22 protein-coding genes are annotated in these 26,826 nt (G+C 42.9%); 10 read left to right on the top strand and 12 right to left on the bottom strand.

Annotated elements, in window-relative coordinates; genetic code table 11:
* Positions 1-604 precede the first annotated feature (604 nt).
* Positions 605-4,006, top strand: a complete 3,402-nt coding sequence (locus JMX97_RS12190) for a DNA translocase FtsK 4TM domain-containing protein (RefSeq protein WP_201558510.1) — start codon at positions 605-607, stop codon at positions 4,004-4,006.
* A gap of 304 nt (positions 4,007-4,310) precedes the next feature.
* Positions 4,311-5,804 carry an amidase gene (locus JMX97_RS12195; RefSeq protein WP_201558512.1) on the top strand — a complete coding sequence of 498 codons (1,494 nt, stop codon included), beginning with the start codon at positions 4,311-4,313 and terminating at the stop codon, positions 5,802-5,804.
* 236 nt (positions 5,805-6,040) lie between these two features.
* Here JMX97_RS12195 and JMX97_RS12200 read toward each other — a convergent pair whose 3' ends face one another.
* The 8 genes from JMX97_RS12200 to dapC all read right to left on the bottom strand — a co-directional run bounded on the left by JMX97_RS12200 (position 6,041) and on the right by dapC (position 15,403).
* Positions 6,041-6,940, bottom strand: a complete 900-nt coding sequence (locus tag JMX97_RS12200; protein ID WP_201558513.1) for a DODA-type extradiol aromatic ring-opening family dioxygenase — start codon at positions 6,938-6,940, stop codon at positions 6,041-6,043.
* A 176-nt stretch (positions 6,941-7,116) separates the two neighbouring features.
* Positions 7,117-7,605, bottom strand: a complete 489-nt coding sequence (gene rlmH, locus JMX97_RS12205; RefSeq protein WP_201558514.1) for a 23S rRNA (pseudouridine(1915)-N(3))-methyltransferase RlmH — start codon at positions 7,603-7,605, stop codon at positions 7,117-7,119.
* 102 nt (positions 7,606-7,707) lie between these two features.
* Positions 7,708-8,238, bottom strand: coding sequence for a DUF421 domain-containing protein (locus tag JMX97_RS12210; RefSeq protein ID WP_201558515.1), 531 nt, complete (start codon positions 8,236-8,238; stop codon positions 7,708-7,710).
* Positions 8,239-8,385: 147 nt separating this feature from the next.
* Positions 8,386-8,877: an ABZJ_00895 family protein gene (locus JMX97_RS12215; protein ID WP_201558516.1), complete on the bottom strand. Its 492-nt coding sequence runs from the start codon at positions 8,875-8,877 to the stop codon at positions 8,386-8,388.
* A gap of 125 nt (positions 8,878-9,002) precedes the next feature.
* Positions 9,003-10,973, bottom strand: a complete 1,971-nt coding sequence (locus JMX97_RS12220; protein WP_227671590.1) for a D-alanyl-D-alanine carboxypeptidase/D-alanyl-D-alanine-endopeptidase — start codon at positions 10,971-10,973, stop codon at positions 9,003-9,005.
* 308 nt (positions 10,974-11,281) lie between these two features.
* Positions 11,282-11,887 (bottom strand): 3'-5' exonuclease, encoded by a 606-nt coding sequence (locus JMX97_RS12225; protein WP_201558517.1) that lies wholly within the window; start codon positions 11,885-11,887, stop codon positions 11,282-11,284.
* A gap of 89 nt (positions 11,888-11,976) precedes the next feature.
* Positions 11,977-13,917 carry a DUF294 nucleotidyltransferase-like domain-containing protein gene (locus tag JMX97_RS12230; RefSeq protein WP_201558524.1) on the bottom strand — a complete coding sequence of 647 codons (1,941 nt, stop codon included), beginning with the start codon at positions 13,915-13,917 and terminating at the stop codon, positions 11,977-11,979.
* A gap of 211 nt (positions 13,918-14,128) precedes the next feature.
* Complete coding sequence (gene dapC / locus JMX97_RS12235; protein ID WP_201558526.1) at positions 14,129-15,403, bottom strand: succinyldiaminopimelate transaminase; 1,275 nt, start codon at positions 15,401-15,403, stop codon at positions 14,129-14,131.
* 220 nt (positions 15,404-15,623) lie between these two features.
* On the opposite strand from dapC, the gene JMX97_RS12240 reads away from it, so the two are divergent.
* The gene (locus JMX97_RS12240; protein WP_201558528.1) at positions 15,624-16,250 is read left to right on the top strand and encodes a hypothetical protein; all 627 of its coding nucleotides are present in this window, start codon (positions 15,624-15,626) and stop codon (positions 16,248-16,250) included.
* A gap of 132 nt (positions 16,251-16,382) precedes the next feature.
* On the opposite strand, the gene glnD is transcribed toward JMX97_RS12240, so the two are convergent.
* Complete coding sequence (gene glnD, locus JMX97_RS12245; RefSeq protein WP_201558530.1) at positions 16,383-19,115, bottom strand: [protein-PII] uridylyltransferase; 2,733 nt, start codon at positions 19,113-19,115, stop codon at positions 16,383-16,385.
* Between the two features lie 128 nt (positions 19,116-19,243).
* Positions 19,244-20,035 carry a type I methionyl aminopeptidase gene (gene map, locus JMX97_RS12250; RefSeq protein ID WP_413786413.1) on the bottom strand — a complete coding sequence of 264 codons (792 nt, stop codon included), beginning with the start codon at positions 20,033-20,035 and terminating at the stop codon, positions 19,244-19,246.
* Between the two features lie 320 nt (positions 20,036-20,355).
* On the opposite strand from map, the gene JMX97_RS12255 reads away from it, so the two are divergent.
* The 7 genes from JMX97_RS12255 (at position 20,356) to JMX97_RS12285 (ending at position 24,589) form a co-directional block, all read left to right on the top strand.
* Positions 20,356-21,441: an esterase/lipase family protein gene (locus tag JMX97_RS12255; RefSeq protein WP_227671591.1), complete on the top strand. Its 1,086-nt coding sequence runs from the start codon at positions 20,356-20,358 to the stop codon at positions 21,439-21,441.
* Positions 21,442-21,489: 48 nt separating this feature from the next.
* Positions 21,490-21,807 carry a hypothetical protein gene (locus tag JMX97_RS12260; RefSeq protein ID WP_201558534.1) on the top strand — a complete coding sequence of 106 codons (318 nt, stop codon included), beginning with the start codon at positions 21,490-21,492 and terminating at the stop codon, positions 21,805-21,807.
* A 298-nt stretch (positions 21,808-22,105) separates the two neighbouring features.
* The gene (locus JMX97_RS12265) at positions 22,106-22,594 is read left to right on the top strand and encodes an META domain-containing protein (protein WP_201558542.1); all 489 of its coding nucleotides are present in this window, start codon (positions 22,106-22,108) and stop codon (positions 22,592-22,594) included.
* Positions 22,595-22,810: 216 nt separating this feature from the next.
* Positions 22,811-23,812 carry a PD40 domain-containing protein gene (locus JMX97_RS12270; RefSeq protein ID WP_201558546.1) on the top strand — a complete coding sequence of 334 codons (1,002 nt, stop codon included), beginning with the start codon at positions 22,811-22,813 and terminating at the stop codon, positions 23,810-23,812.
* Positions 23,813-23,889: 77 nt separating this feature from the next.
* Positions 23,890-24,051, top strand: a complete 162-nt coding sequence (locus JMX97_RS12275) for a DUF2256 domain-containing protein (RefSeq protein WP_201558547.1) — start codon at positions 23,890-23,892, stop codon at positions 24,049-24,051.
* 69 nt (positions 24,052-24,120) lie between these two features.
* Positions 24,121-24,276, top strand: coding sequence for a DUF2256 domain-containing protein (locus JMX97_RS12280; RefSeq protein ID WP_201558548.1), 156 nt, complete (start codon positions 24,121-24,123; stop codon positions 24,274-24,276).
* A gap of 202 nt (positions 24,277-24,478) precedes the next feature.
* Positions 24,479-24,589 (top strand): DUF2256 domain-containing protein, encoded by a 111-nt coding sequence (locus JMX97_RS12285; RefSeq protein ID WP_227671592.1) that lies wholly within the window; start codon positions 24,479-24,481, stop codon positions 24,587-24,589.
* A 47-nt stretch (positions 24,590-24,636) separates the two neighbouring features.
* On the opposite strand, the gene JMX97_RS12290 is transcribed toward JMX97_RS12285, so the two are convergent.
* Both JMX97_RS12290 and JMX97_RS12295 read right to left on the bottom strand, forming a co-directional pair.
* Complete coding sequence (locus JMX97_RS12290) at positions 24,637-25,839, bottom strand: modification methylase (protein ID WP_201558549.1); 1,203 nt, start codon at positions 25,837-25,839, stop codon at positions 24,637-24,639.
* A 1-nt stretch (position 25,840) separates the two neighbouring features.
* The coding region (locus JMX97_RS12295; RefSeq protein ID WP_201558551.1) for a hypothetical protein at positions 25,841-26,826 on the bottom strand (986 nt) is incomplete at its 5' end.

The following is a 26,826-nucleotide window of genomic DNA, read 5'->3' on the forward strand; positions in this document are numbered from 1 at the left end:
GTTTATTTGACTCACCATTAGATATTGGCAATAATCTAGTCGGGTTACTCTGGGCTTTTTCATGACTTTATGCTACTACGTTATTCTCTAGATTAGCAATATCTGTTAGTTTCTGCGTAAGTCCTAACATTGTTTATTAATAACACGGTCGCCACTTAAGCTATGTATTTGTTATTATACAAAGTTATGCTGAGTGTAATAGGCATTAGACAATATTAGTTACTGTAAAGAACAAGATAAGTAAGTACTTTTAGGCGTACTTTATAAGTAGGCGCTACAATAATAGCCACTTGATAGATAACTGCTTTATAAATAGGCACTATTTAGCCAGTGGTTTTATTTAGCACCTGTTGTACTGAGCACAGGATTAGTAACTACGAAACGCGTATTTTATGCCATAAATTGCACTCTATATACCTTTATTGGCTATGCCATAATAAGCGGTCAGCTATGTCATAATAGCCACTGTAGTAATAAGCACTGTAATAATAGCCACTTTGCTACTCAAATTTAAATAAGTATTTTATTTCAGCATGGTTAGACTTAATCATGCGTTGGCGACTATTTAGTATTAATAAAGCACTAATAACAAGGCAGATCTTACGTGATATCAGCACCGCTCATTGAGTATTTAAAAAAAGGTATATTTACCCTTCTTGGGTTAATATTGGCAGTTTATTTGTTCATTATTTTACTGACCTATACCGGTAACGATCCCAGTTGGTCGCATATCAGTAGCGATATGACCACCATTAATAATATGGGCGGCGCGATGGGGGCTTGGTTGTCTGACCTACTCTATAGCTTTTTTGGCTTTGGAGCATGGTGGCTGCTGGCGTTTTTGGTCTATGAGTCTGTTCTAATTTGGTGGGACAATGAACCGACGTTTTGGTTACTACGGCTGGTCACTTACGTGTTTTTGATATTAAGTGTGAGTGCCTTGTTTGCACAATTGGTAGCCTTGATTCAGCAGGTATCAGATCCAGTAGCCACAGGGCTTGAAGGCGTTGCTGGTGGTATTATTGGGCTTGAGTTACAGGCGCGTTTGGCCCAGCTATTATCGCAGTGGGGTAGTGTGGCATTTTTGGTAGTATTCGTCATTGTTACTGCAACCTTTGCATTCAATATCCATTGGCTTGTCCTTTATCATAAGCTTACCAACTTAGCCTGGTTTGATTCTGGCGTTAAGGCTGAGGATAGTGTGCAGAATCCCGCGCAAACCGGGCAAGAAAATGACGCCACACAACAAAGAAATGCCATACAACAAAATACCAAAAGCTTGCTCACTGATGATGAAGATGCAACAAACGAGAATGCTCAGCGAGAAAAACCAGACTATGGGCAATTACCACTTGAGCTGCAATCTGATCACAATTCTCATAACGGCAATCAAGCATCAGATAACAGCGGTCGCTTCAGCGATGTTTTGACAGATTTTTTAGCTAAATCAGGGCTTGGTGCCAGCGTCAAAGCCTCTATGGCAGCTGCGGCGGCGAAGAATGCTATGAATGACGGCTTACAAACAGCGGCATCTACCCCTAACAGTCATTCTACTAATTTTGCCAATGACTCCCATTCCGCTGCGACTGCTTCTAATCCTACCGCCGCAACCGTACGCAAAGTTGAACCTAGTTTTGCATGGAACGATGCAGGTACTGTTGATAATTTATTAGCAAATGGGTCAATGACTGAGCAAAATGTGTCTGCTCCTAGTTCTTATAATAATGCTAAAGCTCCTTCAAACGTTGAACTATCAAATACTTCAGCAACACAGGTAGAGTCACTCGTGCCTGTAGAAACATCGACGGCTGATCTCAATTCTAACCATGAAGAAGGTTCTGTTCAGCAAGCATCTAATGAGGTGGTTGCCAATACGACAACTGCTGAACCACATACTTTAACGTCAAATGTAGATAGCTCAAGTGTTGATAGCTTGGCAGACGCTTGGCTAGCAGAGCATGCTCCAGCTCCAGTAGCTGTACCATCAGAGTTTACAGAATCAGAAAATGCTCCTAGCACGATTGCTCAACCAGCGCTAAAGACGCCATTAGATTCTGCTACTGACTTATCTGCTGAGGTAACTAATGTAAATGAGTCATCTGAATTACCAAATGATTCTGAGCCGTTAATTTCACCTAAAGTACCAAGTGCTTCTCAAGTAGCAAGTATCGTTTCAGCAGCACCAGCAAGCACCAGTCATTCACATCAGCAAGAACCAAGTGCGGTAGCTGATATGACTCCGACCAATACACCACCTGCTAATCCAAAAGCTACTCCAACGGTAGCGTCCACTAATTCAGGTGCGACTGCCAATCAAAGTACAAGAGTTGAGACTGTAATAGATCCTAAATCAACCTTTAGCTTTGCAGTAGCTGATGGCGATTCGAGTAATCATATTACCGACATGATGCCAGAAGACGATAGATCGTCTGACGATGATTTGCATACCCCCGTTATGCCTGAAATTCATGATGATGATGCTTTTTCTCAGCGTTCAAGGTCAATGCAAACGGCTAAATATCGTGACAGTCTTTCGGCTATTCCAGCAATATCTATTCTTGATAAGCCAGATCCTAATCGCCAGCCTAGCTATACCTTGGCTGAGCTTGAGCAATTGTCAGAACTATTAGAAATCAAACTACAAGATTTCAATGTAAAAGCGGAAGTAGTGAATGCCATTCCTGGGCCGGTAGTCACGCGCTTTGAGGTGGAGCTGGCTGCTGGTGTAAAAGCCAGTAAGGTTACTGGTATTTCACGCGATTTGGCGCGTTCGCTGTCTATGGCGTCTCTGCGGGTGGTCGAGGTCATTCCGGGCAAGCCTTATATCGGTATCGAAGTACCTAATAAAAAGCGTGAAATGGTGCGCTTAATTGAGCTGATCGATACCGAAAAATTTAACGACCCCAAAGCGCAAATCAGTATGGCAATGGGTAAAGATATTGGCGGTAAGGCGATTATTACTGACCTTGCGCGTGCGCCGCATATGCTGGTCGCTGGTACGACAGGTTCTGGTAAATCAGTATTGGTCAACGCTATGCTGCTATCGATGCTACTCAAATATACGCCTAGTGAGCTGCGGCTTATTTTGATTGACCCTAAGCAGCTTGAGCTTGCCAACTATAATGACATTCCGCATCTACTAACTCCCGTAGTTACCGATATGACAGAAGCGGCCAGTAGCTTGTCATGGTGTGTGGCAGAAATGGAGCGGCGTTATCAGCTCATGAGTTTGCTTAAAGTACGTAAATTAGACGAGTTTAACAAGAAAGTCCGTGCCGCTGAAAAGGCAGGCAATCCGATGTTAGATCCATTATGGCGACCCAACGATAATGTGAGTATCAGCCAAGCACCTAAGCTTAAGACCCTACCGATGATTGTCATTGTTGCCGATGAGTTTGCCGATATGATCATGCAGGTAGGCAAGCAGGCTGAAGAGCTAATAACCCGACTGGCACAAAAATCGCGGGCGGCAGGGATTCATTTAATACTTGCGACCCAACGTCCATCAGTAGATGTCATCACTGGCTTAATTAAGGCTAATATTCCGGTACGGGCGGCGCTACGGGTCAACTCAAAAGTAGACTCGCGAACGATTTTGGATAGTGGCGGTGCTGAGGATATGCTCGGCAACGGTGACATGCTATTCTTAGGCCCAGGGCAAATTGAACCGGATCGCGTCCATGGTGCCTATGTCAGCGATGAAGAGGTTAACAGCATCTGTGACGCGTGGCGTGAACGCGGAGCACCTGATTATATTGATAATATGGCTGGCAACTTTGAGCTATCCAGTCCTGGCGGTAGTACTGGCAGCCCCTCCGGTGAAGATGATGATCTTTACAACGATGCAGTCGGCTTCATTATGGAGACCCGCAAGGTTTCAGCCTCTAGTATTCAGCGTAAATTTAGTATCGGCTATAACCGCGCGGCAAGGATTGTTGACTCTATGGAAGAAGCCGGACTGGTCAGCTCCATGGGTAAAAGTGGCAAGCGTGAGCTGCTGATGTAGCTGATATAAAGGCTAGTAAATCTGATTAGATAAAAAGAAGACGAGTTACGAGAGTAGCTCGTCTTATTTCATTCAAAATGAGTCCTACACAATGTTAGAAGCAAGGATTAGGAATATTATATTTAGGTCTTTGGCGACCCTAATCGCATTGCCAATGTTAGTGCGAGCAATTAAATAAGATCAAAAGTACGATATTTTCGATACAAATTATTCTACTGACTGGTCATTATCCCTCTGGTGTCTGTTGCCCTTTGTTTTAACGCGCTATACTCAGTCAACACTTATATACCAAGGAAGGTCAGAAATGTTCAAAGAATATAGCCAATATGATGCGCTAGGATTAGCAGCATTAGTAAATTCAAAAGAAGTTAGCGCCAAAGAATTGCTGGATGCAGCCGTTGATAGGGCCAATAGTCTTAATCCCAAATTGAACGCCATCATCCACCGTTTTGATGAGCGCGCTTATGAAGCAGCGCAAGCAGGACTGCCAGCAGGTGCGTTTACTGGTGTGCCTTATTTACTCAAAGACTTATCGTTTGATTTTGCTGGTGAGCCGCTCACTATGGGCAGCCGCAGCGTCAATATCGTGACCGACTACGATAGTGAAATCGTCAAACGTATGAAAGCATCAGGCGTAAACACCTTTGGTAAGACCAATACCCCTGAGTTTGGCTTAATTATCACTACTGAACCTAAAGCGCATGGCGTAGCGCACAACCCCTTTAAAAAAGGCTATAGCACTGGAGGCTCGTCAGGCGGTAGCGCATCGGCAGTGGCCAGTGGCATTGTGCCGATGGCAGGAGCAGGCGATGGTGGTGGCTCGATACGCTTTCCTGCGGCATGGTGCGGGACGTTTGGGCTGAAACCAAGTCGCGGACGCAATCCAACAGGTCCGTCAATTGGTGAAGGGTGGGATGGTGCCAACGCCGATCACGTTATCACTCGCAGCGTTCGTGATAGTGCAGCGATGCTCGATGCGACCAGTGGCGCTGAAATTGGTGCGCCTTACATCATTGCACCACCTGAGGGATCTTTTTTGCAAGCAGCCATGCGCTCTCCTAGGCCTCTAACGATTGCCTTGCATAAACAGCCTTTGGTTGCCAACACTGTAGTGGATAAAGAAGTCCTAGCCGTTCTGGAACAAACCGCTGCCCAGTTAGAAGCGATGGGTCATCGCGTTATTCCTGCTGAGCCTAATATTAATATTGATAAGTTCTGGCATGACTTTTTGGTAGTGGTTTGCGCGCATACGGCTTTTACTATTGATAATGTCGAGCGCTGTTTTGGGGCTGAGCACGTAAAAAATCTTGAACCGCAAACTTATAATATGGCAATGCTTGGGCGTTCGTTGTCGGCGGTGGACTTGGTACATGCCAAACATGGCTGGCATAACAGCCAATATCAGACTGGGAAGCTGCTGACTGAATACGATATGATTTTGTGTCCGACCGTGCCTACGCCTGCGGTGAAGCATGGCATATTACCGGCAAGTCGTAAGGATGAGATGCTGATGCGTAGCGCTGGAATACTTAATAAAGGCTTTAATATGGGTAAATTTGCCTTTAGCTCGGGTATGATTGAGAAGCTCAGCGCGCCAGTGTTAGGTAAAATGGGTTTTACTATACTAGGTAATATCACTGGACTACCCGCTATGTCATTGCCATTAGGTATGAGTAAAAAAGGTTTGCCTATCGGCATGCAGCTGATTGGGCGCATGAATGATGAGACTACGTTATTGAGTGTAGCAGGGGAGATGGAGCGCGCAGGACTGTTTACCAAATCGGCTTTTGAACTGTAGTACTCACAAAAGTAACTGTGTTTCTATGTTTGTAATGACGTCTTATAATTATTAAACGTAGTTATTGTATTATAAAAATGATGCAGTATGGTTGGAAGACTTTTCGAAGACTTTGAAGTAGCGATATCGCATAGCAAGCGAGAAGGTTACTTTCAGCCATACGAATCTCAGCTATAGAGAGTTTGATGAGTGTGGCTATTTTGTTTGGTATTACTATAAAGCCAATCAAAGGGCTATTAATCAAAACGATAAATATCCATACCTAAGCTGTGATGGGCCATACTTTCATGAACAACAGAGACCCGTTGACCAGCCCCTAACGCAAAGAATAATGGCAATAAATGTTCATCACTCGGGTGGATATTTTGATAATCGGGGTATTGTTGCCAATCTAACGCAGTAGGAATGTCCGTTTTAAGCTGTTGCAGTAACCACAGTTTAAAGTCTTTGGCGGCCGAGTCGATACTAGCTGCTTCCCAGCGTAACTTTTGTAAATTATGAGTAATATTCCCCGAGCCAATAATCATTATTTGCTCATCAAGTAAACGTGCCAGCTGTGCGCCCAACTGGTAGCAAGCGATACTGTCATAATGCTGTGGCAAGGAGACTTGAACGATCGGGACATCAGCTTGGGGATATAGATGCCGAAGCGGTGCCCATACGCCATGATCACAAACTCGTATCGGATTGACACTACATGCGATACCGTGTGCATTCAACTGCTGGGCAAGTGACTCAGCAAGTGGGGCATGACCTGCCGCTGGATACTCTAATTGATATAACTCAGGATCTAAGCCCGAAAAGTCATGCCATGTTTTTGGCTGAGGGTTGCTGCTGATTTCAAGCTTAGAGGACAACCAATGTGCAGACATAATGACAATCGCACGCGGCTTGGGCAAGTTTTGTCCCATACGTGCCAATGCGCTAGTCGTTGCTGACTGTTCAATAGCGAGGGTTGGGGCACCATGCGAGATAAATAGCGCTGGCAAGCGCGCCGCATTTGTCAGTCCGGCAGGCGCATCTTCCCAAGCCACTGCCGCAGATATAGGCGTGGCTGCGTCGGCAACATTGCGATTATGAACGCGATATTGACTAGGATAAGAGACGTTAGGTTTAGCAGGTTTTGAATAGCTCATGCAGAGTTTATTAGGGCGCGCGCGGATTTTTCAATCTGTTTTACTATTACTATTTTATAGCTGTGAGTTTCCTACTTGTTTTATTTAACTGTTTATTTAACTATTTTTAAATACCAATCTCTAAATACCAATTCTTAAATGCCAATTCTTAAATGTCACTTTTTAATTGCTATCTCTTAATTACCACGATGATAAGGATGATTGTGATTGATACTCATCGCCCGATATAACTGTTCCATTAACACCACGCGTACTAAAGGATGCGGCAGTGTCAGCGCTGATAACGACCATTTCACATCTGCCTTTGCCAATACTTCCTGCGATACCCCATCTGCGCCGCCAATGACCAGCGCAATATCATCACCTTGCTGCATGGCATCCGCCAGTTTATCAGCCAAGCCTTCCGTCGATAGCATCTTACCTTTGACATCTAATACCCACAGCTGTTCGCGTCCAGCTGTAGCATGGGCGGCTAATATTGTCTGTCCTTCTTGCTCACGGTACTGTGCTAAATTGGAATCAGACGGATTTTTAGCACGTTTGGCCGCAGCAAGTTCAACGATTTCGGTGCTTAGCATTGGTTGAATACGTTTATAATATTCATTAAACCCGCTTTGCACCCAACTGGGCATTTTATTACCAACGGTCAAAAGTCGTACTTTCATTGCCAGTTGTCCTTTATATTCTATAGTTATAATGAAGGTTGTAATAAAAATAAGGTTTATTTTACCTTATTGGAGTCGTTTTGATATGGCAACCACGCTTCATTAATCGGTCAACGGCGCAAGTGTCTCAGCGACGGTATCCTTGTCTGACGCCTCTTTATTTTTGGGAATAACGGTTAGCTTAGCATCAGATTCAAAAACAACCGCCTCAACATCATCTAGGTTCCTAATACCGTCGGAACGCATGGCGCATTCAATCTCTTGACGGGTCAGGCGTTCATCGCGCATGGCCTCCGGTAAAAACTGCCCTTGATAGAAGACGATACGCGGCTCAGATAATAAAACGCTGCTAAATTGTGGTGATATAGAAGCATATTTGGTCACCACAAACTGCAACAGATATAGCACTACGATAGAGGCACCACCTTCTATGAAGGGAATACTTTCAAGCAAAATGGTACTGGCTCCCAAGGAACCAATCATCACAGTAACAATCCAATCAAAATTATTAAGCTGGGAGGTGGCGCGCTTGCCAGAAATTTTGGTGGTGACAACAATGAGGACATAGACCATGACTGCTGTCAGGACGATACGTCCAAGCTTGTCTATACTATCAAAAACTAACATATCCATGAGGCTCACTCCTAGTGATGATTTTGGGTCGCTCGTACATCAAGATACGACCGCTTTAAGTTAGCCTAACGGAATTTGCTTAGCAAGGGTGAAAAAAGTTTGTAGCATGTTCGGGTCAAGAGCACATACGGTTCGTTTATGCCTATTTTATTTAGGGGCAAGCAGTCGATTGAATATCCAAATACCTAAGCGAGCACTGACCAAGGTCAATACCAATATCATCACTAGCGCACTCAGCAGCGGTAAGGGCTGCTGAACTGTCATTTCAAGTAAGACCTCACGGCTGACGGCATCGAAAAGAAATAGCCATAAGCCAAGCAAATAAATGGCAGTCAGTAACCACACCACGCCGATACTACCCATAGTGAGGCGATTCATCTCGCTGTTCGTGAGCGGGCGGCGTTGATGCTTGATGAATTTATGTACCGCAATATAAGCGCCAACCAAGATAGATAAGGCGGTTACCAGTTGCGGATTGATGGTTATTTGGGTTTGAATCATCATAAATATGGCGCTAGCAAGAATATAACCAACCGCAAAAAAGCCCACGTATTGTACCAAGTGGGTCTTTTGGGATTGCCCAGAACGGTTTGTTTGAACCTGACGCTTCTTGCTAAGATTGGGCGTTGTGCGTGACATAAGCTTGCCTATACTAAGATTAAAAAATAATGTCATTAAAAAACATCGTAATTAAAAGGGTAACACTTGCTTCTTAGCGTCCACCTGTCATACCCATAAGACCAGAAGAGTCTTCTGGGTGGCTGTCAGTGCTGCGCCGTCCAGTTCAACATGGCATCTAATACTGGTCTTGCAGTATAAGGGTTTAATGCTTGATTAGTGTCAATCAATCCTACCACGGTATAGTCCTGCCCTGATCGCCCTTTGACATAACCTGCCATTGCAGTGACGTTTTTTAAGGTACCGGTTTTTATCCATGCGCGTCCAATCGCGGCTGAGTCCGGTAAGCGCTCGCTATGGGCCGCGATAGTACCAGTAACGCCAGCCACGCCCAATGAATCAACATAAGCACCAAAGCTCGGGTGGTTGTATGCGTAGGTTAATAGCTCGCTTAAGTTGGCCGCGGTAACGGTACAGTCGCGGCATAGCCCCGAACCATTAGTCAGATGTGGCGGCGGGGTGGTCAGATTCGTTTGCCACCACTGATTAATGCTCTGTAGCGCGGCTGGATAGTCGGTAGGTTTTGGCCGATCAAATTGGTATAAGCTGGTTGCGAGGTTAGTTGCAGAGTTATTTACATAGTTACTCATAGGCTGCGATGTAGAGTTATTGGTAGATTGTGCTGTCGAAACCCCCGAGCTTTGATTATTGCTATTATCTTTGCCTTTACCATAAGCACCCAATGACAATGCCACTTGCTCGGCCATGACATTGTTTGAGAAGTGATTAATATCATATATTTGCTGGACAAGTGGCAGCGATGGATAGCTGACAATGGGTAGTGGCGAGAGTGGCAGTGATGCCAAACCGCTTTTTGTTTGGTTAGTTTTAGCAGAGTTATAAGGTGTTTCTTGCGTAAGCACTTTTCCGCTAAGCGTATTGCCCAGCTGCTGCCATTTTGCCGCGACCACGCGGGCGGCAAAGTCCTTGGCATTGGGATAAGCCACATAAAATAAATGCTTACCGCAACTGTCTGGCAGCTTGGCGTTGAGCGTTAATTTATCTGCTTGCCACTGCGGTGTTAAGCTGCGTTTGGCTCGAGCACAAGCGGCTGGGCGTGTATTGATTAAACTGGGCAGCTGATAATTTGCCAGCTGGGGAGTATAAATCAGCTGCGCTTGGCCATTACCTAGCGGGTAACTTTGAATACCCATACTGCTAAAGTTGACCAAAAACCCATCGGGACTGGCATTATAAGGACGCAGCGGAGCGTTATCAAAGTCAGCAGGATTTTTGCTCACATTGTTGAAAATAGCGCTATCGATAATGATGTCGCCGTCAATATGACGAATACCCGTTTTTTGTACTTTATACAGCAATTGTTGCAGGCGCTTGTGAGTCATTTTTGGATCACCGCTACCTTGAATAATGAGGTCACCGTATAGACGATTGCCAATCATCATTCCGGTATGATAAACCCGAGTGAGCCATACAAAGTCAGCGCCTAACGTATCAAGAGCCACAAAGCTGGGAATGAGCTTCATAGTACTGGCAGGCGTGCGCGCAATCTCAGGCTGATGACTGAGCAAAGGGTTTAATACAGGTTTGATAGGGGTTGATGTGTTATTGCTGTCAGCAGAATTACCACTCATGCCACCGCTCGTTGACAGTATTGAGGGTGTGCTTTCGACACTTTGGTAAGTATAAGCATCATCGGTATAAGCTTGTAGCTGACGCTCTTTTTGTTGAATGTCCTGCTTACTGACCGTAATAACCCTACTTTCTTTAATAGTAAGGGTCGTGTTTGCTGCAGGTACCGGACTACTATCAATAACCTGAATGGGAGTGGGTAAGCGACTGGCATCCTTTTCGCCGACTGGGGTTATGAGGATACTGATATCAGTAGGCGTTAACCCTGCCCGAGTGAGCGCCGTTTGAATGGCTGCTGGCAATGCGGCCTGAGCACTAAGCGGTGCTAATAAGGCCAATCCTAGCAAGGTATTTAGCTTGATGCGCGACTTAATGTGGGGTTGTGACATCGCAATAAGGTAAGTACGCGGAGCGTTACTGGTGGCGCTAACTGAAAGGGCATGAAAAAGTTGAGAAGTAGCTCGCATGGGAAATCTATCGTCAGGTATTAAAAACCATCTATAATAACATGAGTTGTTGAGTGGGCGTAGGCGTAGTATAAGGATAAAAGAATTGCAGGGCTAACTTGCCAAAGATAAACGCGTGGCTTTAGAAGTCTATAGGGCTCTTTTAAAAAAGCATCGATAGTTAGTCCAATTTGGAAACGGTACAGTGCTATTGGGATGAATTTTTTGCAGCATCGAAACACGCTTACGAACAGCACGCAAGCAAAATTTATACCAGTAGCACGTTGTTCTAAACGACTCTTTTTTATTTTGAATCGACTAGAAGAATATCAGCGCACATGCAAAAATGCCATTGCGGTCATCAGCGCATCGTTATAGGCATCATGAGTACCCAATTCGGGAATATCATAATGGGCTAATATTTTGTTTAGATGTTGCGACTCACTGGGAATGCCTTGGGCACGACCGCCCATACGCCGACTGTATAGTTGGCGCACATCAATCACCTCATTAGGTAAGGTAGTGCCCATATAGCGCTTGACCAAGGGATTCAAAAACCCAGTATCTAACTGCGGACAAAATCCTACTATCGGCCGATTATCAATAAAAGGCAATAGTAGCTCGAGCATTTCATCATAGCTGATACCGATCTCAACGTCGGCGCTACGTAAGCCATGAATGACAATAGTATCACGGTCAGGCATGACCGGCGGGCGGCAGACCAGATGCAGACCATTGCCGGTATCGATAGTATTACCATTGATATGAATTGCTGCTACCGATAACAAATGATGCTTTCTAGGATTAAGCCCCGTCATCTCACAGTCAATGGCGACCCAACTTTCCGCTACTGGTGGCTCAAACATAGAGGTCAGCTCTGGACGTTGTAGCTGCGTTTTTTTCCATGAGGTTGTTAACTGTTTGAGCCAGCTCATAACTTTTCCAAATTCATAACCCGTAATCCATAGTTAGCATAAGTTAGCCCTTATATTATATCTTTAGCTGTCTCTCCTATCTTTAACTGCTAACCTATCTCTAACTGATAGTGCCGACGTAACTGATTTTTAAAGCTTTTGACCACCGCTAAACATTCTTTTAATACGTCACGCTCAAGAGCAGATAAGGTAGTGGGATCGACTTGCCTTGCATATTTATCATCTGTAGCTAGCGCCACAGCTAAGCGCTGTGCCATAAAAAACTCCAATGCCTCACCTAAATTATCCGCGCGCTCTTGCGTTAACACGCTGGCTTGTACTAGCGCTTTTAGTCGGTCTCTGGAGCTGGGAACCTGTAAAATGTCATGTTCTAACGCCAATGTGCGAACACCGTGTACTAGTGGGAAAAGTCCCGATTTTTTGAGATCAATGTCATGCGAGCTGGATTTGCCAAGTAGAGGGGCAAATTTTTGCCACCATTGACTGACTTCGCCAAACTGTAAGGCGGCACGAACAAACTGCCGTACAAACATGCCATCTGACTGTCGGTGTGCTACCTTTAGATGTTCGCGAACCTGTGTTAGCAGCGCCTTATCACCGCAGACGTACTCGCCATCGAGTATCGCGGATAAATAAATACCATGCATAGGATCGGTATTCTTAAACCACAAACTGATTTGTGCTTTGAATGGCTTGAGCGGTTGCCGCCACATCGGGTTGGTCATCATAATATTGCCATCGCATAGAGGATAGCCAAGGTTCGCCAACTGGTTATTAAAGGTCTCAGAAAACTCTGCCAAACCAGGATGCGAAAAGCCATCGCGGATAATCAATGCGTTATCTTGGTCAGTACGCATGATCTGCTCACCGCGCCCTTCTGAACCCATCACAATCACACAGGTATTCGCCATAACTTCATCGGGAACAATCAATCGCCACAGCTTAGTAAATACTTGCGCATTAAGCGTCTGTACCATCCGGCTGACGATACCAATTTTGACCCCGTTTTGATGCTGCACTCGAATATAGCGCCCAATCAGCTCAACAGCCGTACCTAAGCTGGTTAAGTCTTTAGCTTGCTCAATCTCTATACTAATCAGCTGTGAATGATGACCGATGTGGGCGAGCATATCGCTTTGACCCAGTACGCCTGTTACGTTGCCGTTGACATCGATTACGGGTAAGCGGTGAATACGGTAGCGGGTCATGGTTAATAGCGCATCGCCAATCTCATCGTTAGCGTTAATAGTACGCAGATTAAAACTAGCGTAGCGTTGGCATAAAGTAGTGGCGGGGTCTTGCTGATCACTGACGGCGCGGCAGATGTCGTTATCAGTCAAAATTCCTAGCGTACGATCTGAGTGAGGTTTAGCGTTTTTCGTATCTTCTAAATGGTCTGATGGTCGTACCAGCACGTGTTTAAGTCCCGCTTCAGTCATGATGCGAGCTGCCTGATATAAGCTACTATCCGCGTCGACAATATGTACGGGTAATAGAATGACATCAGTCACCGGCTGCAACATAATTTGCTGTACTTCTTGCTGAGCGGTATAGCTGCTAGCGCCTACTCCTTGTGCACTGCGCCGCTGTTGCAAAGCCTTTAATCGTTCAGGTAGCTTATCTGATAATAGTTGGCGTACTAGATGATTTTGCGCGCTAATTCTATCAATTGCCGCCCCATTAATTTGTAGCAGCAAGGAGTCCTCGGCAGCACGGAACTGGTATTGCTGCGTATTCTCATGCTCTTGAGTGTATGCTCTAATGCGCGATTCAGGCGTGCGTCGACTGTCAAACCAGTCATTGCTATTAAGGTGTTCGGAGTGATTGCTGCCTAAATAAGAAGCGATAGACTCGCCATCTAGCAGCTGCTCAACTTGGCCTTTTAGCACCACAAAAAAGTACTGTAGATCATCAGCAGCTAAGATTTCTTCTTTAGCAAGATAACGGACTTGGGTGTTTTTTTTGAGACTTTGACGCTCATCTAAGCTTAAGACATCAAAGGGTGGTTGGGTAAAATCAAGATGGGGCATGGCATCGTCCTTGATGGCAAGTACATTAAGAAACGCATAACAGGCAGCGGATAGTAGCTATATACTTTTACTATAGCATTATCTTGCTGCTTATCCCCAATAACATTGATATTAGCAGGGAGTTACAGAGATTTGGTAAGCATTTAGCAATGAGCTATCAGGGATATTTTAATCTTGAGAAACTACCGTGTTTAATTTTTTCCTCTGAACCTTATGCGTTAAGCAGTTTACGAATACGACTGATAGCTTCACGACTTTCCTCAACGCTGGCCACTAGGGCAATACGGACGTAGCCTTGTCCTGGATTCTTACCCTCAACTTCCCGCGATAAGTAACGCCCTGCCAGCGCATGAATATTGGCTTGTTCATATAGCGCTTTAACAAACATCTCATCATCGCAGTCGAACTGCTCAGGGACTTTTATCCAAAAGTAAAACCCAGCTTCTGGCATCCGTAGATCTAATAGTTCACCTAGCTCAGTCATCCATAGCGCAAATTTTTCTCGATACAATGTACGATTTTGCGCCACATGCTTTTCATCTTGCCAAGCCGCAATAGAGGCAAGTTGATGCGGAATCGGCATCGCACAGCCTTGATAGGTGCGATATTGTAAATAAGATTGCAAAATATTGGCATCGCCAGCGATAAAGCCTGAGCGTAGACCGGGTAGGTTTGAGCGCTTGGATAAGGAATGAAACACCACGCAGTTTTTAAAGTTATCACGACCCAGAGCGGTGCATGCTTGGAGCAAGCCTATGGGCGCAACATCAAAGTATAACTCGCTATAACATTCGTCACTAGCGATGATGAAGCCATATTGGTCTGACAGACGAATGAGCATCTCCCAGTCGTCCAGGGTCATTACCGAGCCGGTAGGATTGTTCGGGCTACAGACAAATAACAGCTGCGTTCGCGCCCAAATTTCTCTTGGTACCGCGCGGTAGTCACCTTTAAAATCATTATCTAACGTGCATGGCACAAAGTACGGCGTTGCCTGCGCAAGTATCGCTGCGCCTTCATAGATTTGATAAAAGGGGTTGGGCATTACAATGACAGGATTATAGTGTTGTGAAGACGGTTGGTTGCTTTCTATATTGCTTTCTGTACTGTCTTTTAGGCTGGTCTCTGTATTTTCTGTATCTGCATTATGATCAATCACCGCTTGCGCAAAGCTAAAAATCGCTTCGCGCGTGCCCATTACCGGTAAAACTTCAGTATTGGCATCGACATGATGGAGAAAAAATCGCTTCTCAAGCCAATGAGCAATGGTTTGACGTAGCTCAAAAGTACCGTTTGTAGTGGGATAAAGACATATTTTGTCCAGATTTTCTTTTAATGCGTCCAATACAAATGCTGGCGGAGCATGCTTTGGCTCACCAATACCCAGTTTAATCTCAGAATAAAGAGCGGAGGGGCTACTGTTAGCAAGCAAAGTAGCCATTTTAGCAAAAGGATAAGGATGCAAATGCGTTAAGTTGTGATTCATAAGTGTGATAACTATAAGTTGTGATTGTTAGGGGTGGTAACTATAATAGACAATTAGTAATAAAGTTATAAAGTTATAAAGTTATAAAGTTATAAAGAAAAGTTACATTTTAGCAGTGTAGCACTTCTCTTATTTTTTGTCTTATTATCGATAGCTTATAAAAATAAATGCAACGACCACCGCGCATTAGAATGGTTTGTTGTAAGGATGATTGACTGATATGCCTATTTTCTCTAATAATAGTGAGCAGCGCACGGAATTTTATAAAGAGCTACAACGTCGTGAGCAGCAATGGTGGCAAGCACGTCAGCGCCTTGTCATGCTTAGAGAACGGCGAATGTTTTGGTTTGGAGACAATAGCTTCATCATGTGGTTGCTATGGCAACTAGTCAGCTATGTGATAGTAGCTATTGTGCTGATGCTGCTGAGCAAGCTGCTACATATGACGCTACCTTTATGGCAATATATGGTCGTATTTGGAATACAAACGCTGATTTTTATTACTATATTTTCCTCCAGAGGGCGGCTAGCCAATCATCTACAAAGTAGGATCAATAAAGCTGACTTTATGTGTGAGCAAGCACTCAATGAGATGATTGTTTTAGCGTCTGACAGTATTTTCCCTGATATTCATGCCCATGCTCCTATTTCTTTGCAGCATATTCATGAGCGTTATAAGGCGCAGTTACGTTTGGCAAGCTTGCAATGCCTATTGCAAAAAGAAGTTGAAGCCGGACGTTTGTTACTATCACAGCATGAAATATCGGCAAGGGTATTACCTCTAGAGCTTGCTGACGTTGAACTGACACCCTATGCCGGCAAGATGATATACAAAAGTATGATCTAATTGATGACACGCCCTAAGGGCTTTGTTTTAAATAGCCCTTTTTAAGCAATCCCTCTAAAATAGCAGCCTCTCTTAAGTACAAGTACAAGTACAAGTACGATTAAGCACCAGTACCATTAAACACAATGACCATTAAGCATAAGTGCCATCACTACGTATATTAAGACTCGCTCTTAGAGCGGCCTGCAACGTTTCGAGCTTATCAGCAGATAACGGTTTATCGTCTTGGTCACTGATAGTAAACATATCTTCTGCACGCTCGCCTAAAGTAGTAATACGCGCAGCGTGAACCTCGATTTTTTGTTGCAAAAACACTTGTCCTACTCGCGCCAATAACCCCGGCTGATCCAGCGTCTGCAAACTCATAATATGTTGATCTGAGGCTTCATTAAACTCAAAGCTGATGGTGGTGGCTACTTCAAAATGTCTCAGCTGGCGCGGGATACGCTTATGAGTAAGCTTAGGTACGGTCGGATTTTTGAAGGCATCAATCAATCGCTGCTTGAGCTCTTCTTGACTGTTTTCATCGACTAATAGCGTACCACTTCGATCCAGTAGCACGTAAGAATCCAAGGCAAAATCGCGGGTAGCGGTAATAATACGCGCATCCAAAACGTCTAAATTCATCTGATCAAACACGGCCATAGTCACGGCAAATAAGTTGGCCTGATCTTGGGTATAAACAAAAACCTGTACGGCATCAAGTGCCAGTTCTCGATGCTCACGCAGTACAACCAGCGGCGCGCTATCAGCGTTAGAAGCGTAGCCAATAGGCGGATGGTTCAAGATGGCCTCGGTATGCCATAAGATATCTTCTGCAATTTCTCGCAAAAAGTACTCATCGCCCAAATCATCCCACAATCTAAGCACCTCATCGCGATTCATATGCTGATTATCGACATTATCTAGCATCGCAAGCGCTTGTTTGCGCGTGGCACCGATCATCTCTTGACGATTGGTTGGCGCATCAATATCAGCGCGTAAAATACGACGTGTTTGTGAGTACAGTTGTTTCATGAGTGTCGCCCGCCAGCTGTTCCATAGCTGTGGATTGGTGGCGTTCATATCAGCGACTGTCAGCACGTATAAATGATTGAGGTGGGTTACATTGCCAATTAGATCTGCAAAAACAGTGACCACTTCAGGGTCAGAGATGTCTTTTTTCTGTGCGGTCATCGACATCAAAAGATGATAGCGCGTCAGCCAACCAACCAAACGAGCATCGGCCTTACTCATACCATGTGCCAAACAAAAATCAATCGACTCGGTTTCACCCAGCAGACTGTGGTTACCACCGCGACCTTTGGCAATATCGTGGAACATCGCTGCCAATACCAAAATCTCTTTGCGCTCGATACGCTGAAAAATGGAACTAACCAGCGGAAAGTCTTGATAAAAGCGTTCATCAGTAAAGCGGTGCAAAATTCGAATCAAGAACAGCGTATGGGCATCGACCGTATAACGATGGAATAAATCATATTGCATCAGCCCAGTTACTTGCGCGAAGGCTGGGATATAGTTGCCCAACACCCCGTAGCGATTCATGGCACGTAGGCGGTGAAACAGATAGTTCTGTTCTTTTAAGTTGGCCAAAAACAATGCTTGATGTTCAGGATTATCACGATAGTTTTGATCAATACCGCGAGCCGCAATTTTTAATGCGCGCAAAGTTTTAGTACGGACGTTTTTAATCCCATATTGACCCATGAGTAAAAACATCTCTAAAATCGCTTCAGGATGCTGAGCAAAAACTCTGTGATGCGCCATTGCAATTTGCTCACCGATTTGATTAAAGTGAGCATTAAGGGGGCGTTTGCTTGGGCGTTCATCATCCGGTAACTGCGGCTCTATAATGGTCTCATAGTAGTGATTGATCAGCATCTCGGATAGCGTCGATATTTGCATGGCACAGCGATAATAGTCGCGCATAAAGCGCTCTACCGCTGCATTAGGCTGATCATCCGACTGGGTCTCATAACCCATACGCTGGGCAATATCGCGCTGGTAATCAAATAGCAGCTTGTTTTCATTGCGTCCGGTCAGCTCATGCAAATAATGGCGTATTTGCCATAAGTAAGCTTCTGAAAAGTTCAGATCATCGAACTCTTTTTCGGTCAAAAAGTCTTGCTGTACCAAGTCGTAAAGCTTACCAACCCGAAAGTAACGCTTAGTCACCCAGCCGATGATATGAATATCACGTAGACCGCCAGGAGCCGTCTTGATATTAGGCTCAAGGTTATATTCTGTGGCATTGTGCTGAAGGTAACGCGACTTGGCCTCGGCAATCTTCACGTCATAAAAATCACGCTGTGACCACAATTTATTGACGATATCGTTTGGCACATCCTGTAAGACTTCATTGCCAATGAGCAATCTGGCTTCTAACAAACTACTGGCAATCGTATGATCACTCGCCGCCTCTAAGCAGTCATCGACACTGCGCACTGATAATGCCGGTTCAAGGCCAATATCCCATAGCATAGCGACCAAGCGATCAATTTTTGTGCTGACACTATTATCAATATCACTAGGAGACAATAGCAAAATATCCACATCTGAATATAGCGACAGCTCACCGCGGCCATAACCACCGGTGGCAAACAAGGCTAAATCAGTTTTATCAAGCTCGAACCAAGAGAACAAGGTGATAAGCAAGCCATCAATGGCACAGGCGCGTGCTTCTACCAACTGGCGGATATTAACGCCGCGTTCAAGCTCTCGGCTGATATCCTCATTGATTTGCGTCAACCATTCAGGAATACCCAGTAATGGAGTATCCGCAGTAACTTCTGCTGCAGGCATATTAGCCGATAATAGTGGCGGTAGTGGAGAAAGATAAATGGAGGCAACATCGCAAGTAAACATGAGCGTTATCCAATTAAAAATGTAAAATAAGAACAATAAAAATTATAAGGGTAAGAAAATAGTAAATGCAATACTTCACTTATATAATTAACCCAAAAAAAAGACCGCCTAAGCGGTCTTTCATTATATTACTGAGTTAAAAAACTTAAATCTTCTTCAGGACGAGTAGTAAATACCTCGCAACCATTATCAGTCACGACCATAGTATGTTCCCACTGCGCGGACAGCTTACGATCTTTGGTAATCGCGGTCCATTCATCTGGCAAAATCTTGGTCTGCCATGTTCCTTGGTTAATCATCGGCTCAATAGTAAAAGTCATGCCAGTTTTTAACTCAAAACCTGTGCCTTTTTTACCATAATGCATCACTTGTGGCTCGTGGTGAAATTCATCGCTGATACCGTGACCACAGAACTCGCGCACGATACTAAAGCGTTCAGGCTCGACCACTTCTTGAATAGCCGCGCCAATATCGCCTAAGCGTGCGCCATTTTTGACGACTTTCATACCAGCATATAGGGCATCTTGTGCCACTTTACAGATACGATGCGCCATGATGGAGCCATTACCGACGACCCACATTTTTGAGGTGTCACCGTAATAGCCGTCTTTAATCACCGTCACATCAATATTGATGATATCACCGTCTTTTAGCAGTTTGTTTTCGGTTGGAATCCCGTGACAGACCACATGGTTGACTGAGGTACAGATAGATTTGGGAAAACCATTGTAGTTAAGCGGGGCAGGAATAGCCTGTTGCACATTGACGATATAGTCATGGGCAATTTGGTTCAGCGCTTCTGTGCTGACACCAACCTTGACATGCTCGTCTAACATGACGAGTAAATCGCTGGCAAGCTTACCGGCCACACGCATTTTTTCTATGGCTTCTGGAGACTGGATAAGAGATTTTTTAGTCATCATTGTTGGTCTTATAGTTATAGAATTTATGTGGCTGAATTATACCATAAATGAGTGTGTCTCGGTTTTGCCATTAGTCATCGCCACAACGCGTTAATAGCAGCTATATCAGACACATACTCCTATTTATAGTGACTGCGTCGTCACGTTAATATTACAGTAATTAACAAAGTTTTGTTGCATGTTGCAGAATATATTCGTAATGTATTTTAAGTTGCTAAAAGGAATAGCGATTGTCTTTCTCAGCTTTTCCTGGGAAGACATTTTTAGGATAAAGGTATTCGACCCTCATTGTTTCTGATGATAACAAGGACGTTATTATGAAAAAGAAAGCCATGAAAATAAAAGTTATTGAGCTCAGCGCTTATCTTCGTAAGGCCATAACACCCAGTGCATTTTTACCGACTCTTGGTGCGATTGGTACTGGGATCCTCCTAATGACCCTGCAAACCACTTCTGCTCAAGCCGCTGGACAGTATTACAACTGTGCCAATGCTAATGGTTGCGAACTGGTTAGTAGTAAATACTTTACCTCAAACTATACCAAAACCCAGTATCCAGTCGTACTGGCGCATGGACTTGGTGGTTTCAATAAGCTGTTCGGGGTACTCGACTATTTTTATGGTATTCCTCAGGATTTAATGAGAAACGGTACTAATGTATATGCGACCAAAACCTCAGCAGTTAATAATAGTGAGGTTCGTGGTGAGCAGTTGCTGCAACAAATAAAAATTATTACGGCCGTTTCAGGCAAACCTAAAGTCAACTTACTTGGGCACAGTCAGGGCGGTATTGATATCCGCTATGTTGCTGGCGTTGCGCCACAATACGTGGCTTCAGTTACCGCCGTCTCAAGCCCGGAACAAGGGTCAAAAACAGCAGATGATGTACTCAAAACTATCTCAGCAACCGGTGTGGTTGGCGATGCTGCATTGGGCCTCTTAGATCTCATCGGTGGCTTCACAGATATTAGCTCTGGTACTAGTATTTGGGAATTGCAAGAACAAGATGGTTGGAAATCTCTCGTTGCTTTGTCTACCGATGGCGCAGCACGCTTCAATGCTAAATTTCCTGCAGCGATGCCGCCACGGTATTGTGGTCAGCCAGCCAACACCCAAGTCAATGGTATTAAATATTACTCATTCAGCGGAGTTGGGCAAGTGACCAATGTCCTTGATGTCGGTGACGTTGCATTAGCGTTGACGAGCTTATCGTTTAAGGGTGAGGCAAACGATGGCGTGGTATCTGCCTGCTCAAGCCGACTTGGTCAAGTGATTCGAGAGGATTATAGAATGAACCATTTAGACGCGGTCAATCAGGTATTAGGCTTGACTGCATGGGGAGAGGTAAATCCAAAAACCTTATACCGTGGTCAGGTAAATCGTCTTAAAAACGTAGGCTTATAAGCTGAATTTTAAAATATAAACTGACTTATAAAACAAAACGCTTTTTTTATGTCAAATAATCGTCATCCAGCCACTTTAGCAATTCTCATCATCGCCGCGGTTATCATAATAATCGGGGCGATTATTATATGGTTTAAGTCTAATGATGTTGACGCAGAGTTTTCTCAATCAGCTTCTAATATAGTAGATAATGACCCTAGCGTTAATAGTAGATCAGCGCCAGATATGTCCAATCCATATAAAGGACTTGATGCTTCTCCTGCCCAAAATAAGGCTAAATTTACTACAGAGCCAAAGAGTTCATCTCCTTCATTACCAGAAGTAGAGGATGACGGAGAGAGTATTACAGATGAGAACCAACCGTAAATGGTCCAATGTTATGGCTTAGTCATGCCGCTAAACTCATAAAGTGTAACAAACCGTTAGCAGGTAATATCCCAACTAGCAATAGAGGTTAGCAAAACGGCTATACTCAGGAACAAACACTGACCGAAGCATATACATAACCTGTCATGACAAACACATACCAGCACTACATAATGGCGCCTCTTTTAAGTAGGTATAATAAAGTCTTTAGGTAGTAATAATAAAACGATGATCCATAAGAATGCTTATAAAGATAATTATAGCAACAACAATTAATTTAATTCTTCTAGGAGTTTATATGAAAAACATGACTAAAGTAATGATGGCTGCAACCCTTGCTGTAGGTACACTAGCGGCCGGTTGCCAAACCACTCCAGGCGTTACTGCACCAGTTGCCCAGACACTTACCAATGATGCACTACAAGCTCATAACTGGCAGTTAGTCGATGCTACACGTACTAATGGCGCTAAAGTTACTCAGTTATTCTTTGATCCAGCCAAACCGTTAACGCTAAGCTTCATGAATGTTAATGGCAATAACCGTGTTACTTTCATAAACACTTGTAATAACATGGGCGCTGAGTATAAAATTGTGAATAACAACGTTCAGTTAAATAACGTTATTAGCACTATGATGGCCTGCCCTGAGCCACAAGCCAGCTTCGATACTGCGACCATGGCAACAGTACAAGGTAAATATAGCTTAAGCAAAAGTGCTAATAATGTGCCTATGTTAACTATTACTAATGCCAGTCAAGTTGCTCATTTCAAAGCGATATCTAAATAATTTTGCTCAGTAGCTTGTTAGTCTAAATCGTTTTATAACTATAAAAAAGTTAAACGATTTATAAATAAAAAACGCCTCACTATGATGTAGTGGGGCATTTTTTATGGCGTTTTACCAAAAAGCTAAGCGATAATTGAGCTAAACTATAACTATTGTTCTTGATTGTTAATTATTTATATATTTATCTCTCGCCAAAATCTAACTGAGTTCTACTTTATGGTTATCTCTGCTATCAACCAACGTTTGGTCAATAAGAGCTCGTTCTATAAAGCCATTGCTGTCACTACTCTTGGTGCTGCTTTGAGTGTTTTGAGTGCTTGTACTACTTTATCAACCGTTACCCGTTCTCATACTAGTAACATGGCTACTAACCCTCTAACGGCAGCGATGCCTGTAATAGATCGTCAAGGAAGTATTGCCTATGTAGAGGAACAAGGCGCAGGTGCTGCCAAAATATCTACGCTTTATAGCATTCGCCCAGATGGTAGTGATAGACAATTAATTGAGCAACTTAACGGCTATATCTATGCGCCGGCGTGGTCAACCGATGGGCAGCTATTGGCATACAGTAAGCAAATACCGCGCCAGTCGCCAAAAATTTATATCTATGATCGCAATAGTAAAACGAATAATCTAGTGGTCAATGCTAACGGTAGCAATTTATCGGCGTCATTCTCACCGGATGGACAGAAAATGCTCTATAGCTCGACGGTTGGTGGTAATGCCGATATCTACGAGATGCGTTTAAAGGATGGCAGTACCACCCAGCTTACCACGCTACCGAGTACTGAAGTTCAGCCCAGCTACGCTGCTGATGGTAAAAGCTTCGTCTATGTCAGTGATAAGGTTCGCGCTGGCCGTCCACGTATCTATCGTTATGACTTTGCGAGCGGCAACGCCACTAAGATATCTACTGGCGGCTATGCTGCCAGTCCGCAGCTGAGTTTTGACGGCACGCGCATGGCTTATCTGAACGGTCGGCAAGCGGCGGTCATGACTCTATCAACAGGGCAAGTCGTCAATCTAGCAGAAACCGGTCTTGATGAGCCAGCACGTTTATCACCCAGTGGCAGTTATGCCGTTTATCCAACGCGAAATATGCAGGGCAGCGCACAAAAGGGTGGTAGCCTAGTCATACGGTCATTGTCTGGCGGTACAAGCTATACTATCAGTAGTAAAGCAGGCGGAGTGGTTCGATCGCCAGTGTGGGGTCGTTAACTTTTCATTTTTGAAATTAGTGTTAAGTAACTAATGTCTTAAATAATTTGTGTATTAAACAATTTAATGAGAAATATATGGCGCAAAAAAAGAAAAATGTACGGAAAAAAGAATGTCCTGTCTGCCTCCGAGAGTTTAGCTGGAGTAAAAAGTTGGATAAAAATTGGGAGAGTATGGTCTATTGTTCAGACCAGTGTCGCCGGATTAAGAAGTATGAGGGCTTAGATCATCAGAAATAAGATTGAGAGGGAATAGAAACTAGAGATGCTCTAAGTCTGGCTTAATGAGTTTACAGTGTAAGGAAGACTATGGCACATAAAAAAGTAAATTTACCGCAAAAAGTCTGCCCTGTCTGCCAGCGGCCCTTTAGCTGGCGTAAGAAATGGGAAAAGGATTGGGAGCAGGTTGTTTATTGTTCTGAGCGGTGTCGGCGGAGTAAGGATAAGAGTGATAAGTTGAATTAAATAGCAGGTTCGATTTTACAGAATAATAAAAGTATCAGCTACTAAAAACAAGTCAATTGAATACCACCATGTTTTCTAGCCCAATGTTACCAGAGGAGATAGATAGAGGTGGGGGTGCTATTAGGATTATTATAGCTAATGAGAGGGGTGTAAATAAGATAAATTGACAAACGAGCTAAAGTTTTGTATTCATATATAAAATATGGGCCATGGCTGCCAGCATCCATTTAGCTGGCGTAGGAAGTGGAAAAAGGATTGGGCGCAGGGATTTGTTATTTTGAGCGTTATCGGCGGGAGAAGAAAGATAGTGTAAATAGAGCAATAAATGACACCACAGTCAGTAAAATAATTGCTAGTTAATTATGGTTGTTTTTTATTGTGAATAATAACGTATTCTTTGCTCATTGAATGAATTGGCACACCTTCGTGGTAAGAAACTATTGAAGGAATTCTTTTGTTGGGAATGGATCTATTAAGTAGTTCCAAATTATCAAACCCTTTAATTTCAAGGTATTTTGAAGTGATAGAAGTTAAGTCAATATTGATACCGTCAACTGTACGATTACCTAAAGTCATTACAATATATTTTTTAGTTACATTGCATATATGGTCAAGAGATAAGAAATAGTCAGCAAAAAAGTTCAAAACTTTTCTTTGTTTAGGTTTAGATATTTTCGATAAGTAAGGCTCAATTAAAGAAAATCCTGTTTGAGATATTTGGTTTCTACTACTTCCGCCAAGGCTTTTTCTATCAATTATAGAGTAGTTATCAAGCTCCCAACCTTCGAGCTTTAGATCCTTTTTATCAATCCAAAAAAGAGGCAATGAAGAAAACTGACCATAGGTAACAGTAGTTTGGTTGTCTCCATAAGGTGGACTCGTTATGGTTAGATCTATAGAGTTGGGTCTGATTTTATTACCAAGCTTGAGTACGTCACCTTTAATTAAATTTACGTGCTTAGCTCTAACATCAAATTTTTTTGCGTTCAACTTAATTTGAGTTAGGAAGTCTTCAATTACATTATTCTTTACCTTAGCAATATCCTCACTACTCTTTATATGCAATTTATAAGTAGAAGAACGAGTATTACTATATTTTCTAACTAGTTTCGAAAAAATAGACCAAAAATACAGCCTATTACGTTTACTTTTGATTTGAGTTATAGACCATCTTATTTCAGATAGGCTTGCTATGATATCTTTTCTAAACCATTTTCCAATATTATCAAACTCTAAGGGAGTGCAAGGGGCACACTGAATCAATTCTTTAACAGCATTTACATCATTGTAAATATTCTTAGTTACACCTTTTAATTTTATATAAGTTAAAAGATGAGCAAGGGGATTTATATCAAAACCATATACTTCACAGTTCTCATCAATTTTAATAGCTTCATATAAAGATATGCCAGAACCATGATAAGGGTCATACACAGTCTTGATTTTATCAACCTCAAAAATACTCTTCATAACCATATTCTGTACAGGTGCAATCATAGTAGCGGGATAAAGACTAACGCCATGAATATCGTTTTTCCGATAATCTTGAAAAGATATATTCATATTAAGTATAACCCCTATCTTTTAGATATGCATCTATGAGCTGAGCAAAGTAACCTGCATGTAGTGCAATACTTTGAATTTTATCGTTATCTAAATTCGTAGTAGCATAATGAGACCCAAGATTAGATTTTTTAACTGCTTCTTCAAAATCTTTAGGAATATATATATTCTTAAAATTATCATATTCATTAGTTATTTTTCTATAAAACTGAGTATTAGCTCTTATTTTTGAGTAGTCAAGAATGTGCTCTACACATTTTTCAACTTTTTTCTCAAGAGACTTAATATATTTTGGGTTGTCTTCACTAATATCGAAAATATTTTCAAAATTATTAATTTTTTGACAACAGATTTCAAATATTGTTCTGAGCGAAGGAGTAATTACTATTCTATAATCGTCATCTATAGCCCATAGCTTATTAATTTGATAAATTAATTCACCAGCTACTGGTATAGTGACTTCATACGAAAAGCTAACTGAGTTTATTAGGGAGTTCTTGGATTCACTAGACTGTAGTTCATGCCGATTTTTTATATATTTTAACTTTATAGGATTACTAGTTATAATTGACAAATCATCCAAGAACTTGAAAGTTAGGCTATACTCTTGAGAATTTTGAACATTAGATAAGTAATGATCATCTTTCTTAATACCGTTCAAATATATATCTACTTCTTTTTGTAGTATCTTTTCACCTTTACGGTTCCTAATTTCATCTATAAACGTGTAGAGGTCAATAGTTTTGGAGGAAAAATCAAAAGTCTCAGTGTAGCTCCTTTTACTAAGCTTTATTATGGGTTCATGTTCTAAGTTAGTATTATCAGAACTAGAGTCGTCAGAATTAGAGTCGTCAGAATTAGAGTCGTCAGAATTAGAGTCGTCAGAATTAGAGTCGTCAGAATTAGAGTCGTCAGAATTAGAGTCGTCAGAATTAGAGTCGTCAGAATTAGAGTCGTCAGAATTAGAGTCGTCAGAATTGGAGCTCT

Source organism: Psychrobacter sp. 72-O-c (genome assembly GCF_904846605.1).
Lineage (GTDB): Bacteria > Pseudomonadota > Gammaproteobacteria > Pseudomonadales > Moraxellaceae > Psychrobacter.

Bases quoted from the DNA above. Each gene is read 5' to 3' on its own strand.
- JMX97_RS12195 (WP_201558512.1), top strand. From the start codon at position 4,311: ATGTTCAAAGAATATAGCCAATATGATGCGCTAGGATTAGCAGCATTA.
- JMX97_RS12200 (WP_201558513.1), bottom strand. From the start codon at position 6,940: ATGAGCTATTCAAAACCTGCTAAACCTAACGTCTCTTATCCTAGTCAA.
- rlmH (WP_201558514.1), bottom strand. From the start codon at position 7,605: ATGAAAGTACGACTTTTGACCGTTGGTAATAAAATGCCCAGTTGGGTG.
- JMX97_RS12210 (WP_201558515.1), bottom strand. From the start codon at position 8,238: ATGGATATGTTAGTTTTTGATAGTATAGACAAGCTTGGACGTATCGTC.
- JMX97_RS12215 (WP_201558516.1), bottom strand. From the start codon at position 8,877: ATGTCACGCACAACGCCCAATCTTAGCAAGAAGCGTCAGGTTCAAACA.
- JMX97_RS12220 (WP_227671590.1), bottom strand. From the start codon at position 10,973: ATGCGAGCTACTTCTCAACTTTTTCATGCCCTTTCAGTTAGCGCCACC.
- JMX97_RS12225 (WP_201558517.1), bottom strand. From the start codon at position 11,887: ATGAGCTGGCTCAAACAGTTAACAACCTCATGGAAAAAAACGCAGCTA.
- JMX97_RS12230 (WP_201558524.1), bottom strand. From the start codon at position 13,917: ATGCCCCATCTTGATTTTACCCAACCACCCTTTGATGTCTTAAGCTTA.
- dapC (WP_201558526.1), bottom strand. From the start codon at position 15,403: ATGAATCACAACTTAACGCATTTGCATCCTTATCCTTTTGCTAAAATG.
- JMX97_RS12240 (WP_201558528.1), top strand. From the start codon at position 15,624: ATGCCTATTTTCTCTAATAATAGTGAGCAGCGCACGGAATTTTATAAA.
- glnD (WP_201558530.1), bottom strand. From the start codon at position 19,115: ATGTTTACTTGCGATGTTGCCTCCATTTATCTTTCTCCACTACCGCCA.
- map (WP_413786413.1), bottom strand. From the start codon at position 20,035: ATGACTAAAAAATCTCTTATCCAGTCTCCAGAAGCCATAGAAAAAATG.
- JMX97_RS12255 (WP_227671591.1), top strand. From the start codon at position 20,356: ATGAAAAAGAAAGCCATGAAAATAAAAGTTATTGAGCTCAGCGCTTAT.
- JMX97_RS12260 (WP_201558534.1), top strand. From the start codon at position 21,490: ATGTCAAATAATCGTCATCCAGCCACTTTAGCAATTCTCATCATCGCC.
- JMX97_RS12265 (WP_201558542.1), top strand. From the start codon at position 22,106: ATGAAAAACATGACTAAAGTAATGATGGCTGCAACCCTTGCTGTAGGT.
- JMX97_RS12270 (WP_201558546.1), top strand. From the start codon at position 22,811: ATGGTTATCTCTGCTATCAACCAACGTTTGGTCAATAAGAGCTCGTTC.
- JMX97_RS12275 (WP_201558547.1), top strand. From the start codon at position 23,890: ATGGCGCAAAAAAAGAAAAATGTACGGAAAAAAGAATGTCCTGTCTGC.
- JMX97_RS12280 (WP_201558548.1), top strand. From the start codon at position 24,121: ATGGCACATAAAAAAGTAAATTTACCGCAAAAAGTCTGCCCTGTCTGC.
- JMX97_RS12285 (WP_227671592.1), top strand. From the start codon at position 24,479: ATGGGCCATGGCTGCCAGCATCCATTTAGCTGGCGTAGGAAGTGGAAA.
- JMX97_RS12290 (WP_201558549.1), bottom strand. From the start codon at position 25,839: ATGAATATATCTTTTCAAGATTATCGGAAAAACGATATTCATGGCGTT.